We start from the raw sequence: 14355 nt of genomic DNA on the forward strand, positions 1-14355 counted from the left end.
TATGGCTGTTTTTAACCATCTGCCTGATAGTGTTCTGCAGTGTCTGGCTATTTTTCTTTCCATTATTATCGAGGCGCTGCCTTTTATTTTGCTGGGGGCTATTCTGTCAGGCTTTATCGAAGTTTATCTCACACCCAGTCTGGTTCAAAGATTTCTTCCTAAACACAGATTTCCGCGGATTCTTTTTGGAACTTTTATCGGTTTTGTCTTTCCGTCCTGCGAATGCGGTATTGTTCCCATTGTTAATCGCTTCTTGGAGAAAAAAGTACCCAGCTATACAGCTATTCCTTTTTTAGCAACGGCCCCTATTATTAATCCTATTGTCCTCTTTGCCACCTTTTCGGCTTTCGGCAATTCCTGGCGCTTTGTTTTTCTCAGGCTCTTTGGTGCCATTATCGTCGCTGTATCTTTGGGGATTCTGCTGGGCTTTTTGGTTGATGAAAATATCACCAAAGAAAATGCCAAACCTCAGCATTATCACGATTATTCTGATAAAAAAATCTATCAGAAAGTCTTTTATGCCTTGGCACATGCCGTTGATGAACTGTTTGATACAGGGCGTTATTTGATTTTTGGCAGCTTGGTGGCTGCTGCTATGCAAATTTACGTACCGACTCGGATTTTGACCACTATCGGTCACAATCCCTTAACAGCTATCCTGATTATGATGCTTCTGGCCTTTATCCTGTCACTGTGCAGTGAGGCTGATGCTTTTATCGGGACATCACTCCTTGCAACCTTTGGTGTTGCTCCCGTGGTCGCTTTCTTGCTGATTGGTCCGATGGTTGATATAAAAAATTTGATGATGATGAAAAATGTTTTTAAAAGCAAGTTTATTGTACAGTTTGTCAGTACATCAAGTCTTGTCATCATCGTTTACTGCCTGATTGTGGGGGTGATTTAATGATTCGTTTTTTAATTCTTGCGGGTTACTTTGAATTGGGCATGTACCTGCAGCTTACCGGTAAACTGGACCGTTATATCAATACCCACTATTCCTATCTGGCATATATTTCCATGGTTCTGTCCTTTATTTTAGCCATTGTACAGCTGATTATCTGGATGAAAAATTTAAAAGTTCCTTCTCATCTGTCAGGAAAATTAGCCAAGTTTTTCAGCCCTCTTATCTTAGCCGTGCCTGTCTTTGTCGGACTGTTGGTACCGACTGTGTCTCTGGACTCAACAACAGTATCAGCCAAGGGCTATCATTTCCCGGTAGCTGCCGGATCGGCCGGTTCAGGTGTCAGTCCGGACGGTACCCGTGTTCAGTATCTTAAACCGGATACCAGTCTGTATTTTACCAAGTCAGCTTATCAAAAAGAAATGCAGGCGACCTTGCAAAAATATAAAGGCAGCAAAAAACTGGAAATTACAACGCAGAATTATATGGAATTAATGGAAATCATCTACCTTTTCCCAGATGAATTCAAAAACCGCCAAATTGAATATACCGGCTTTGTTTACAACGACCCTAAGGACAAAAACAGCCAGTTTCTCTTTCGCTTCGGCATTATCCACTGCATAGCCGACTCAGGAGTTTACGGCCTGCTGACAACAGACGGGCACACTCATTATGACAATAATACTTGGGTCAGGGTATCAGGAAAAATTTCTGTTGAATACAATCAAAATCTCAACCAAACCCTGCCGGTGCTGCATATCTCACAAAGCTCAAGAACCGTACAGCCTAAAAACCCTTATGTTTACCGTGTGTTTTAGCCCATTGCCAAATTTTCCAAAGAGCTTGGCAAACCTTTTTAACAAAATTTAAAAGAGCAGGATAGAACCTTCTTGTATTTATAGCTGTTCTGCCTCTTTTTTTCGTTAGAGTGATAAAAATTAAGAATTAGAATAGGAGACCTAATGACCCTCAAACACCATACAGACACCGTTTCACCTAAAACTCAGCTGTCTATTGTTTCAACAGCTCTTCTGGGCTTTTCTGGAATCTTATCTGAGACCAGCATGAATGTGACCTTTACCAAGCTGATGTCTGTTTTTCACCTGCCCTTAAGCAGCCTGCAGTGGATTACAACTGTTTATCTGCTGGCGGTTGCTGTTTCCATGACTCTCAGTGCCACCTTGCAGCAAAATGTTAAAGAGCGGCAGCAGTTCAACATAGCCGTTTTGCTTTTTCTTTTGGGAACACTGACCTGTATTGCCAGCAACAATTTTACCCTCATGATTGCAGGACGTGCCCTTCAGGGAGCCGGCACCGGTATTGCCATGCCTTTGATGTTTAATCTTATCATTGAGCGTGTTCCTATCAGCAAAATCGGAACCTACATGGGCATCGGCGGACTTATCATGGGCTTAGCACCTGCTTTCGGACCGACTTACGGCGGTTTTATGATTGCTCGTTTTTCTTGGCAGTGGATTTTTATCTTAACGCTTCCGGTTCCTGTTATCGCTTTTTTCATCAGTCACTTTGCCCTTGAAAATTCAGTAAAAAACCAAAAGCGGCCCTTTGACCTGATCAGTTTTCTTCTGCTGGCCTTCACTTTAACTTTCTTTTTAATCCTTATTTCCGGCTTGGAATCAGGTTCTGTCAACTGGCTTTCCTTGCTTATTTTTATACTGGCCTGCACCCTTTTTATTTTCAGAACGTTAAAATCAGAAACGCCTTTTTTGGATATTCGGATTTTAAAACAGCTTCCTGTCATTTTAGGGTTGATTCCTTTTTTTATCTATCAATTTTCAAATCTGGCATCCAACTTTCTTATTCCTAATTTTCTCGTTCAAGTCGGACATGTTTCTACCACTGCAGCCGGCTTTGTCCTTTTGCCGGGAACTCTTCTGGGCGGGCTTTTAGCACCGTTTTTCGGGAAACTTTATGATGTTAAGGGTCCGAAACTGTCTCTCTACACCGGAAATACCCTCTTTGCTGTCAGTCTGTTCACCTTTGCTTTATGGGCTGACTCGCTGACGGTTATGCTGATGGCGCTTGTCTATATCATTTTCACATTCGGACGCAACATGTCCTTCAACAATACCATGGCAGTTGCCATTTCACAATTGCCGAGAAACAAAACGGCTGATGCTACAGCTATTTTTCAGATGATGCAGCAGTTTGCAGGAGCTCTGGGAACAGCACTGTCTTCTGTTGTCCTCCAGCTGGCACCAAACATGACTGCTGGTGTTAAAACCATTTTTTGGTCACTCTTTATTCTGGTTTTGCTGATTTTTCTTTGCTTCCGAATGCTTTTTGCCTCTCTGAAGAAAGGATAAGAATAATTTGGGCTGTGCCTTGATTTTAAAGCTGTTCACCTATTTAATAACGAAAAAGTGAGCTTGCATCAACTTCTTGACGAAATGATGCAAGCTCACTTTTTAAATAGATTTTCAGCCTCTAAAGCAGGCCTTCTAAGAGGCCTTTCATAAAGTCTTCTGAATTGAACTCCCCGATATCATCAATTTTTTCACCAAAACCAATGAATTTCACAGGGATATCCAGTTCCTGACGAATAGCCAGAACGACACCGCCTTTGGCTGTTCCGTCAATTTTTGTCAGCACCAAGCCTGTCAGAGGGGTTATTTTTGAAAATTCCTTAGCCTGCACCAGGGCATTTTGTCCTGTCGAAGCATCGAGAGCCAGAAGGGTCTCATGGGGAGCGTCCGGAATAACGCGTTTGACAATCCGGCCGATTTTTTCCAGCTCTGCCATCAGATGGTCCTTGTTTTGCAGACGGCCTGCCGTATCAATCATAAGGATATCAACCCCTTCTGCGACTGCCCTTTCAACACCATCATAGACAACACTGGCCGGATCAGCTTTTTCAGGCCCTGTAACAACAGGTACATCCACACGGCGGCCCCATTCGACCAGCTGGGCAACAGCTCCGGCTCGGAAGGTATCGGCTGCAACCAGCATGACTTTCTTTCCTTGATTTTTATATTTGTAAGCTAATTTCCCGATGGAGGTTGTTTTGCCGACACCGTTAACACCGACAAAAAGCATAACCGTAACGTCATCCTGCAGATTAATTTTTTCATTGAACCGACCGTCTTTTTCATAAATGTCAACCAATTTTTCAATAATCAGACGGCGCAGAGCTTCTGGTTTTCGGGCCTTTTCCAGCTTGGCTTCGTAGCGCAGATCCTCAGCTAGAGTTGAAGCAACCTGAACACCGACATCCGACAGAATCAGCACTTCCTCCAGCTCTTCAAAAAATTCTTCGTCAACACTGCGGAAATTAGCCAAAAAGGCATTGAGACGGGCTCCAAAACCAGTCCGCGTTTTCTTCAGGCTGCGGTTATATTTTTCTTCTTCAGACTCTTTCTGACTGGCAGTGTCCGGATGAGAAAGATCAGCAGCTGTTTCTTCTGCCATATCTGTTTCAGTCTGAAGTTCTTGTGTCTCTGCTTCCTGCCGGACATCTGCTGATGCTTGATTGACTTGCTGAGCAAGTTCTGCCTTGCGGGCATAGTAATCTGCCATAAAATCTTCTGAACTGCTTTTTTGCTCATCAGTTTGTGACTCCGTTTCGGACTGAACAGCAGTTTCATCACTGACAGTTGCAATTCCAGGAGAGTCTTCTGCTGTCTCTTCAGATTGATTCTCCAACTCAGCAGCATCTAAAGCAGCTGCTTCCTGAATTTCAGCTGTTTCTGCCTGGGCTGCAAAAACAGCATCCGGCAAAGACTGAGCAGTTTCAGCCGAATTTTCAGCTGCAGTATCAGATGCTTGAGCTGTATCCGACAGATTGTCCGAGCCGGCAGATAAGTCTGTCTGTAAAGCTGTTTCGTCGGCTGCTGCCTGCGAAGGGGCTTTCGTTTCCAGACTGTCTTCTTGTTTTTTCTTTCCAAATAAACGGTCAAATAATCCCATTTCAATCCTCACTCAAAATATAGTGTTTAATAGCCTCGGCAACTCCGGATTCGTCGTTGGTCCGCTTTGTAACAGCATCGGCTGTTTCCTTAGCAACGGCAACTCCATTTGCCATAGCTACTCCAAAGCCGGCCCACTCCAGCATGGTCAGGTCATTTTCTTCATCTCCCATAGCCATCACTTCACTTTGGTCAATTCCCAAATGCTTAATCAAAAGATTCAGTCCGACTGCCTTGTGAACACCTTTAGGCATAAATTCCAAGATAATATCCCGCGATTTAAAAACTTCAAATTCTTCGTACATGTACTGGGGAATTTTCGTAATCTGCTGATCCAAAAAATCAGCATCGTAAACAACAACTGCCTTATTGTAAATCACATCAGGAAGGTGCTTAAGACCGTCAATTTCACGAAAAGTCAGCATGGGATTTGCCACCTGATAAAGCGAATGGTTGTTTTGGTTGCTGATACTGTAGACAATCCCATCGCTCAGCACATCAACCGGCAGGGCTAATTTTTCCATCTCCATCTGAATAGTTTCAATATGCTTTCGAGTCAGGGCACTCTTATCCAGAATTTCTCCGGTTGTCTTTTGAACCAAACCGCCGTTAAAAGTGATAAGATAATTATCCTCTGATATAAGATCAAGTTCTTCCAGCAAATGTTCAATAGCTTTCAAAGGACGGCCTGTCGTAATAACAACCTTAACTCCCTTTTCTTGTGCTGCTTTGAGAGCCGCCTTGTTGGCAGGACTGACTTCTTTTTGTGTATTAAAGAGTGTTCCGTCCAAATCCAAAGCCAGCAATTTAAATTCTGCCATTTTTTACCATACCTTCCATATATGCAATCACCGATTCTTCCTGATGATGGGCAATAATGTCATCTGCAATTTCGCGAATCTCAGCCCGTGCATTCTCAGGCGCAACCGCTCGTCCTGCAAAACTCAGCATTTCAAAATCATTTAAATCATCACCAAAAGCTAAAACTTGGTTCGATTTGATGTCCAAAGTCTGACAGAGGCGATTAAGACCAAAGCCTTTGTTTGCCCCCCGCAAAATAACATCAATCGATTCAAAGCCTGTTGTTACAGCCTGCATGTGGGGCAGTTCTTGATTGAGCCAGGCCATACCTTTGTTAACATCCTCAGCAGGAAAATTGGTCGTGATTTTAAAAATATCATCATCCAGATGTTCAAAATTCTCAACCAGGCAGACATTTTCATAGTAATAACGCATTTTTTCCGCATAGCTTTGCGGACTGTCTACCAAAATATAAGCTGCTTTTTTCCCGGACAAAAGCAGCTCTGTCCCTTGATTGTAGGGATTTTCTAAAATTTTAGCAATTAAAGAGAGATACTGTTCCTCAGACATAAACCGCTCAAACAGAACTTTATTTTTATACTGAATAGCACTGCCGTTTTCAGCAATGACGGCAATCCGATCCATAAAGTCAGCAAAAAGCCTGTCTAAGGCCAAAAGCCCTCGCCCGCTGGCAACGGTAAAGATAAGACCCTGCTTGTCAAACTCCCGCAGCAGCTTATCCAAGCGTTCATGGTTAAAGCTGCCGTCAGGAGTCAAAAAAGTACCGTCCATATCTGTAGCAACTAGGCGTATGTCTTCCATCAGAATCTCCTTTCATATGTCACACTACCATTATTTTATCAAAATTTGAGTAACTTTTGGGAAATATTTCCTAAAATACCTGACGGTCATTTTCGTTTCCATTTCAGTTTGAAAATTTCCTTTTTAAATTGCCGAACCTGCTTTTTTACAGCCTTAAAATTACTCTTGCGGCTGTTGGCATAAAGACCTTTCTTGTTAAAATAACTCCTCTGCCAGTCCTCAATAGAACCGGCCTTAGATTTTTTAGAAACGGCCTTGGGAGCCCGAAAATGAAGGTTCGCATTAGCAATAAGCTCATTTCTGAAAGCAGGATCGTGCCTTTTGGCAGGATTGACATCCAGCTCCCAATGGCGCTTGTCTGTTCTGTTGGCATAGTTAAAGCTGGCACCGTTGATGATGGCATTTTGGCTGACAGACTCAGCATCAATTTCATTTAAAAAGCAGCCTTCATCATCAAGAATAAACTCGGTATGATAATTCAGCAGTACCTTGAAATTGACCCGCAGGCGATTATCCGGATAAATAACGGTATCGTCTTTAAAGGCTCGCTTATTGTGGAGTCTGGCAGATTCCTTCAAACTGTAATCAGCCGTCTTCCGCCAAAATCGCGGCTGCTTTTTGCCTTTTAGAAAAGCGGCCAAGGCTTCTTTATCTGTCATTCCTGTCTTTTTAAAATGCCTGCGAATATATTGGGCCTGCTGGCTGGAGATGACATAGCGAAACTGATGGATGCGTTTAGCAAAGGTAGTTTTGGCACTGAGTTTGTCCTTGGGAAAAGCCTCTTGAACCAGCAGCGACAGCTCCTGCCAGAAAATATGATCCGGCGCCAAATCATTTGAAAAACGGCGGATTAGTTTTTGGTTTTCTGCTAAACGGCCGGATAATTCGTCCGGCATAGCGCTCATATTTAAAACAATAGTGAGCAGTTTTTGCGGTTTTTTACTGCCGTAAGCATGCCGCCACAGCAGATTAAAGGCTTGGGAACCTATGCGAAAATCAGCTGGCTGCAACTCTCTTTGAGCCAGCTGCTTTAAATCATCTCTGCCCCATCCCGCCTGTTCCCATATAAGCAGCTGCCGGGCTTGCTCATAGCGCTTGTTCAGCCCTGCTTGGGAAAATGGGCAGTTTCCTAAAATGCGCCACATAAGCCTTTCTCCTTTCAAAACCTTATTATAACAAAAAAGCGGCAGGACAAAAAGCAACTCCCGGGTATACGATTTTTCTTAAGCCCTTACCCGACTTTCAAACTATTAATAGTGGTTTACCAAAAGTTTTAATAAAGAAGAAGCCCGATCGAGCTTCTTTTTTATTTCTTATTCAGCATCAGCAGGTTTTGATTTACGGGCGATATCAGCTAAGATATTTTCTGTAAATTCAGCAATGCTTTCGGTGTGTGTCTGTTTGCTGCCGTAACGGCGGACATTGACAGACTTATCAGCCATTTCCTTATCCCCAACAATCAGCTGGTAAGGCACTTTTTGGGTTTGTGAGGCACGGATTTTGTACTGCATTTTTTCGTTGCGCTCATCCACTTCCACACGGATACCGCGGTCACGAAGCGTTTTAGCGACTTCCCAAGCGTAGTCAATGTGGGCTTCGTTTGAGATTGGGATGACGGTTACTTGTTGCGGTGCCAGCCAGGTTGGGAAAGCACCCTTGTAGTTTTCAATCAGGATAGCGGTGAAGCGTTCCATGGTTGAGATAACACCGCGGTGAATCATGACTGGACGGTGTTCTTCGCCATCTGCACCAACGTATTTAAGGTCAAAACGTTCTGGCAAAAGGAAGTCCAGCTGAATGGTTGAGAGCGTTTCTTCGTTCCCCAGAGCTGTTTTCACCTGAATGTCAAGTTTTGGACCGTAGAAGGCTGCTTCTCCTTCTGCTTCAAAGTAATCCAATTCCATATCGTCCATGGCTGCTTTGAGCATGGCTTGCGCATTTTCCCACATTTCGTCGTTGTCATAGTATTTGTGAGTGTCTTTAGGGTCACGGTAGGACAGGCGGAAACGATAATCTGTCAGATTAAAATCTTCGTAAACGTCAATAATCAATTGCAGTGTCTGTTTGAATTCGTCTTGAATCTGCTCTGGTGTCACAAAGGTATGACCGTCGTTCAATGACATTTCACGCACACGCTGCAAACCAGTCAGGGCACCCGATTTTTCATAACGGTGCATCATGCCGATTTCAGCGATACGGATTGGCAGCTCACGGTAAGAATGCACATGATGCTTATAAACTTCGATATGGTGAGGGCAGTTCATCGGACGCAGAACAAATTCTTCCCCATCACCCATGTCCATGGTTGGGAACATATCTTCGCGGTAATGATCCCAGTGACCGGATGTCTTGTAGAGATCAACAGAAGCAATTGGCGGTGTGTAAACGTGTTGGTAGCCGGCAGCGATTTCCTTATCGACAATGTAACGTTCCAGAGTACGGCGAATGGTCGCTCCATTTGGCAGCCAGAATGGCAGCCCTTGACCGACTTCCTGAGAAATCATGAAGAGATCAAGCTCTTTACCCAGCTTACGGTGGTCTCGCTCTTTAGCTTCTTCTAGGCGTTTAAGGTAAACCTTAAGGTCTTTCTTCTCAAACCAAGCCGTCCCATAGATCCGCTGCATCATAGCATTATCGCTGTTTCCGCGCCAGTAGGCACCCGCTACATTGAGCAGGTGGAAGACTTGGATACGGCCGGTTGATGGCACATGCGGTCCGCGGCAAAGGTCGACATACTCGCCCTGACGGTAAATAGTCAAACCGCCTTCATCATCAGAATGCTCTTCAATCAACTCTAACTTATAAGGGTCGTTTTTGAAAATCTCACGCGCCTCATCTTTGCTCACTTCTTCACGGATTGACGGGAAGTTTTCCTTAACAATTTTCTTCATTTCCTCTTCAATGCGAGGCAGGTCTTCGTTGGAAATTTGGCCGGCTTCGTTATCCGTATCATAGTAAAAACCATCTTCAATGGCAGGACCGACACCCAGATGAATATCCGGGAAAAGACGGCGGGCTGCCTGAGCAAAGAGGTGAGCCGCTGAGTGACGTAAAATCGGCAGAGCGTCTTCATGGTCAGGTGTCACAATCTCAATGCTCGCATCTTCTGTGATGGCACGGGTCGTGTCAATCAGTTTGCCGTTGACCTTACCAGCCAAGGCTTTTTTAGCCAGAGATTTGCTGATTGATTCAGCAATTTCAAAAGTTGTAACGCCGCTTTCGTATTCACGGACAGCGCCATCTGGGAAAGTTATTTTTACCATTGGATTTTCTCCTTTTGTCAAATTCTTTTTTATTGCCAGCTGCCTTAAGCGGTCGGCACGCAAGCGACAGTCACCACTGTCCACTGTGGTGCAAGCCTTTGGACAGACACCCATGCTTGCTGCGCAATCACCCAAAGTAACTGTCAAAACATAAAAAATACGACGGCCTCGAAAGGACGTCGTAACGTGGTTCCACCTTCATTTATCAGCAGAAAAAACTGCTGACCTCAAGTTTGGCTATATCGTAGCCGCCGTTTTATGTTTGCATAAAAACTTGGGGAGTAGTATCAAATGATAGGTTTACGCTTTCTCAGCTGCCAAGCGCTCTCTTAAAAACCAAACACACCTGATGTGTCTCCGAAGTTTATTATAGCAGGATTTTTTAAATTTTCAAGCCTCTTAATCAAGAAAATCGCGAATAGCATTGACCAAACGAACCGGAGCCTTAACGACCTTGACAGATGTCTTAGCCGTTTTTTTAAGAGCGGTAGCCGGAAGCTTAACGGTCGATTTGACAATTTTAATTGATGTATCCGTCTTATTGCCTTCAACAGCCAAGGACAGTTTTTCTCTTTTCTTAGCCTTTTTCGAGATAATCATATCCAAGTAAAAGGCGAAAACAGATTTTCCAAAATGCTCAGCAGAAATTTCATAGAGTTTTTTCTGCCAGAGTTTTTCATCCTTTGCTGGTGTCGAAATGATAGCATCCAAAACAGCATCTGCCAAATCAGACTCTTTTTGGTAGAGGGTACCGAACATTTTATCGGTAATTAAATCATTGAGATAAGGATTGGCCTGAGCGATAATGGGCTTGCCGCTCGCTAAACTTTCAGTATAGGTCAGTCCTTGTGTTTCACTGGTTGAGGCACTGATAAAGAAATCAGAAGCTTTGTAATAAAGAGCCGTTTCATCATAACCGACCATTCCTGTAAAAATAACATGATCAGTCACACCCAGGTCTTTTGCCTGCTCTTTTAACTCATCAAGATACGGACCGTCTCCGACGATAAGCAGCTTTACCTTAGGATTGCCGGCTAAAATCTCCGGCATCTGTTGAATGACTGCCTGAATATTTTTTTCATAAGAAACTCTGGACAGACTTAAGAGAACTGTCTCATCATCAGCAAGACCCAGCTCCTTTCGCAAATCGTCCACGTCTTCCTGGCTGATGTCCGGACGTTCATATTTTTTTAAGTCAATACCTGTCGGAATGATCCGTTTGGGAATTTTCACTGAATAGCCCTCAAGCAGATTGACAACAATGCGGCTGGGGCAGATAACACCGTCAAGATCGCTCAGATAGCCGCGAATGATATACTTGACCATACTTGGGCGAATTATTTTACCGTTAGCGATATAGCGGACATAGTCTTCGTACTGAGTATGGTAGGTATGAATGACCGGAATGCGCAGCGCTTTTCCGACCATTTTTCCTAAAATCCCCACACTAAACTCTGTCTGAGTATGGATAATATCTAATTTATAGGCCTTGGCAATTTTATAAGACGCAAAAAGTCCCCGATATACAATGCGGCGATCAGTAAAGGAAATAAAAGGAACGCTTGGCAGACGGATAATAGTCGGATCCTCATAACGTTTCACATGCTTATCAGTCGTCGTAAAAATATAAACCTCATGCCCCTGCTTTTCCAGCTCTTCTTTCAGGATTTTAATACTCGTTGCAACGCCCGAAATCTGCGGCAGATAGGTATCGGTAAAAAGACCTATACGCATCTTATTCCTCCATTACTTTTTGGTAAACACCGACCAGCTCATGCGCCACCTTGTCAATATTGCGGCTGCGGGCTACTCTGTAGCCGGCCTCTTTTTTATCACTGCGCCCGTCAAGAACCTTTTGAATCGCTTCTGCAAACCCTTCAGCAGTTGTTGCAAATTCGGCATCATTGTCTGTGATCCAGCCATCATAAACCGGTATGTCTCTCAGGATAACATGCTGGCGGCTGGCGAAAGCTTCCAAAACGACAATTCCTTCGGTTTCTTCCAGACTGGGAAAAAAGAAGGCGTCCGCACCGCTCATAGCCCCTTCAAAAACATCCCCTTTAATATAGCCGGCAAAGGTAACATTTTCAGGGTGGTTTTTAGCTACAATTGCTCTGACATCATGAGGAATAACCCATTTATTGGTTTCTCCGAACCAGATAAAGCGAACATGGGGCATTTTTTCAGCAACCTTGATAAAATCCTCAATACCCTTACGCTTAAAGTACAGCCCTGCGCAGATAACCACCTTCTCATTTCCCGTCAGCTGAAAATAGCGGCGAAAAGCCTCTTCCTTGGCTTTGCTGGGCACATAGCGCTCCAAATCAATACCGTTAGAAACAGCATAGATAGGCTTTGTAATCCCATATCCTGCAATCAGGCGCTTTGAATAAGGAGTGGGGGTAATAATAGCATCAGCTTTTTTATAAAAATGACAAAGATATCTTCTAAAAAGCGGCGCCACTAAATTAGAACCGATAAAGGAATTTCTAAAGTCTTCCTCTGTCGAGTGTCCGTGCATGATAATCTTTTTGCCTGATTTTCTGGCACGGTTCATGAGACGCCAACTTTTAAAACCATAAGTATTTATATGAACCAGATCGTAATCATCCTCTGGATTTGTCGTGTATTCAATCCCTGCTAAGGTTAGGGCACGCTCTTGATGTTTGATGGCACGGCCGATACCTGACTTTCTCAGATAGTGCTCTGCCTCCAAATACAGTAAAACTTTCATGTTTCTAATTATAACACTAAATTTGCTGAGATGCCACTGACTGCTGTTACACTGATTTTAGCGGCAAAGCCTCTATAAAGCCGGCAGTTTCTGCAAAAACGCCTTGAATAAATCAAGCTGAAAACCACTTATTTCCTGCCTTTAAAGCCCTCTAACAAGCCTAAAAATAAACTGCAAAAAAACGAGGCCCAGACTTCAGCAGTATCGCCGCAGACTGTCAGCCTCGCTTTTTAATTACTGGTGAGCGTCCTTGCTGACCCAGGCAGAAACAGATCCTGCCTGAACCGGAAAATCGCCCCAGCCTTGATCATCTAAAATAACTTCTTCGGAACAGTTATTGAGGTAATCCACAAAAACCTTATTCTTGTTATATTCTCCCATATTCATATGCTTCCAGCCGGCATCCCCGTTAGTCATGACAACAGCCACACCATCAGGATGGTCGTCATCGCCCAGACAGGTCCAGCCGATACAGTTGGGATGGTCAAAATAATTCTCAGTCGGACCGTAAACATGATATTTCCTAACATAGAGAAGCTTGTCTAAAACAGTTTGGAAGGATTCTTGCGCAAAGTCACCTGAAATACCGTAGTAATCGCCATAGAAAACACAGGGCGTTCCTTCCTGACGCAGCAGGATTAAACTGTAAGCCAAAGGTTTAAACCATTCAGCAATCGTTGATTCCAAGGCCTGTCCTCTTTGTGAATCGTGATTGTCCACAAAGGTAACAGCAAAATCAGGATTGCTTTGCATAAGGCTGTCATCTAAAATGGACGCCAAATTGAAATCTGCTCCCTTTTGTCCGGCTTCAAAAAAGTTCATGTGCAGCATGACATCAATTAAATCCATTTGAAGCCCGGTATCATTAAGATAGTCGGTAATGTCAAAATTACTGTCCTTCCAATACTCACCAAAGACATAGAGATCTTCTTTAAAATGGCTGCGAATATAGTGAATGAAATCCGCCATAAAGGTCTTATCGATATGTTTAACTGCATCTAAACGAAAACCGCCGACACCTGTTGTGTCCAAAAACCAGCCGGCCCATGATTTGAGATGCTCAGCGACATCAGGATGTTTGAAGTCGATATCATCATACATGAGATAGTCGTAATTGCCGTTTTCCTGATCAATATTTTCCTGATTGGCCCAACCTTTATTGTCCCCCAGAATCATATAAATCCCTGTTTCATTATGCAGGGCATCGTAGTCGACACCGGTAAAATGGTACCAGTGCCACTTGAAATCGCTGTAGGTATTTTGCCGTCCCGGAAAATTAAACTGGGTCCAAGCCTCAATCTCATAAGGCTCTGAAATCTTCTCCTGACGGTTGCTGGGATTGACCTTAATGACTTCAAATTTTTCCTTGGCATCCCCATTGGCCTTGTGGTTAAGGACAATATCTGAAATAGGCATAATTCCTTGTTCTTTAAGGGCTCTGACAGCATTCAGATAGTCTTCTTTGCTGCCGTATTTCGTTCGGGTTGTTCCGTTTTGGTCAAATTCCCCCAAATCATAGATATCATAAACACCATAGCCGACATCATTTGCCCCTGTGCCTTTAAAAGCCGGCGGCATCCATACCTTGCTGATGCCAATTTCTCCTAAATGCTGGGCATCCTGGGCTAAATGCTGCCAGTGCTGCCCGTCAGCCGGCAAATACCATTCAAAATACTGCATCATTGTTTCATTTGTCATGTGTACTCCTTTTTATGAAAAGAGTCCAGAAGATAACTCCCAGACTGCTTGCAGAGATAAAATAGCCCTTAATTTAGATGGATAATTTCAAGTGCTTTTTAGCAGTCTAAAACCTTGCCATCCATTATTTTTTAATTTTATTAAGGCGCTAGTAAAGTTACGATTTCGGTAAGATAAAGAGCTTTGCTCCTGTCAAGATAATAGCATTTT

General features: G+C 43.5%; 11 protein-coding genes. 3 read left to right on the forward strand and 8 right to left on the reverse strand.

The window, feature by feature from the left end; genetic code table 11:
* Position 1 precedes the first annotated feature (1 nt).
* The 3 genes from AC4HAN_RS02260 to AC4HAN_RS02270 all read left to right on the forward strand — a co-directional run bounded on the left by AC4HAN_RS02260 (position 2) and on the right by AC4HAN_RS02270 (position 3228).
* Positions 2 to 904, forward strand: a complete 903-nt coding sequence (locus AC4HAN_RS02260) for a permease (protein ID WP_491090940.1) — start codon at positions 2 to 4, stop codon at positions 902 to 904.
* Positions 904 to 1719, forward strand: a complete 816-nt coding sequence (locus AC4HAN_RS02265; RefSeq protein WP_491090942.1) for a TIGR03943 family putative permease subunit — start codon at positions 904 to 906, stop codon at positions 1717 to 1719. Before AC4HAN_RS02260 ends, AC4HAN_RS02265 begins: the two co-directional genes overlap by 1 nt.
* A gap of 144 nt (positions 1720 to 1863) precedes the next feature.
* Entirely contained in the window at positions 1864 to 3228 is a 1365-nt protein-coding gene (locus AC4HAN_RS02270) for a DHA2 family efflux MFS transporter permease subunit (RefSeq protein WP_491090943.1), read from the forward strand.
* 121 nt (positions 3229 to 3349) lie between these two features.
* Here the strand turns inward: AC4HAN_RS02270 and ftsY are convergent, their stop codons facing one another.
* The 8 genes from ftsY to AC4HAN_RS02310 form a co-directional block, all read right to left on the reverse strand.
* Positions 3350 to 4828, reverse strand: a complete 1479-nt coding sequence (gene ftsY, locus AC4HAN_RS02275; protein WP_491090944.1) for a signal recognition particle-docking protein FtsY — start codon at positions 4826 to 4828, stop codon at positions 3350 to 3352.
* 1 nt (position 4829) lies between these two features.
* Complete coding sequence (locus AC4HAN_RS02280) at positions 4830 to 5648, reverse strand: Cof-type HAD-IIB family hydrolase (RefSeq protein ID WP_491090946.1); 819 nt, start codon at positions 5646 to 5648, stop codon at positions 4830 to 4832.
* Complete coding sequence (locus AC4HAN_RS02285; RefSeq protein WP_491090947.1) at positions 5635 to 6450, reverse strand: Cof-type HAD-IIB family hydrolase; 816 nt, start codon at positions 6448 to 6450, stop codon at positions 5635 to 5637. Before AC4HAN_RS02285 ends, AC4HAN_RS02280 begins: the two co-directional genes overlap by 14 nt.
* Positions 6451 to 6536: 86 nt before the next feature.
* A complete protein-coding gene (locus AC4HAN_RS02290; RefSeq protein WP_491090948.1) occupies positions 6537 to 7595 on the reverse strand; it encodes a DUF3114 domain-containing protein in 1059 nt (352 codons plus the stop codon).
* A 168-nt stretch (positions 7596 to 7763) separates the two neighbouring features.
* Positions 7764 to 9713 (reverse strand): threonine--tRNA ligase, encoded by a 1950-nt coding sequence (gene thrS / locus AC4HAN_RS02295; RefSeq protein WP_491090949.1) that lies wholly within the window; start codon positions 9711 to 9713, stop codon positions 7764 to 7766.
* Between the two features lie 399 nt (positions 9714 to 10112).
* Positions 10113 to 11447: a glycosyltransferase family 4 protein gene (locus AC4HAN_RS02300; protein ID WP_491090950.1), complete on the reverse strand. Its 1335-nt coding sequence runs from the start codon at positions 11445 to 11447 to the stop codon at positions 10113 to 10115.
* Position 11448: 1 nt separating this feature from the next.
* Entirely contained in the window at positions 11449 to 12447 is a 999-nt protein-coding gene (locus AC4HAN_RS02305) for an LTA glycolipid anchor biosynthesis glycosyltransferase, IagA/BgsA family (protein ID WP_491090951.1), read from the reverse strand.
* Positions 12448 to 12681: 234 nt separating this feature from the next.
* On the reverse strand, positions 12682 to 14145 hold the full coding sequence (locus AC4HAN_RS02310) for an alpha-amylase (protein ID WP_491090952.1): 1464 nt from the start codon (positions 14143 to 14145) through the stop codon (positions 12682 to 12684).
* Positions 14146 to 14355 lie beyond the last annotated feature (210 nt).

Source organism: Streptococcus sp. ELY_86, from assembly GCF_058314495.1.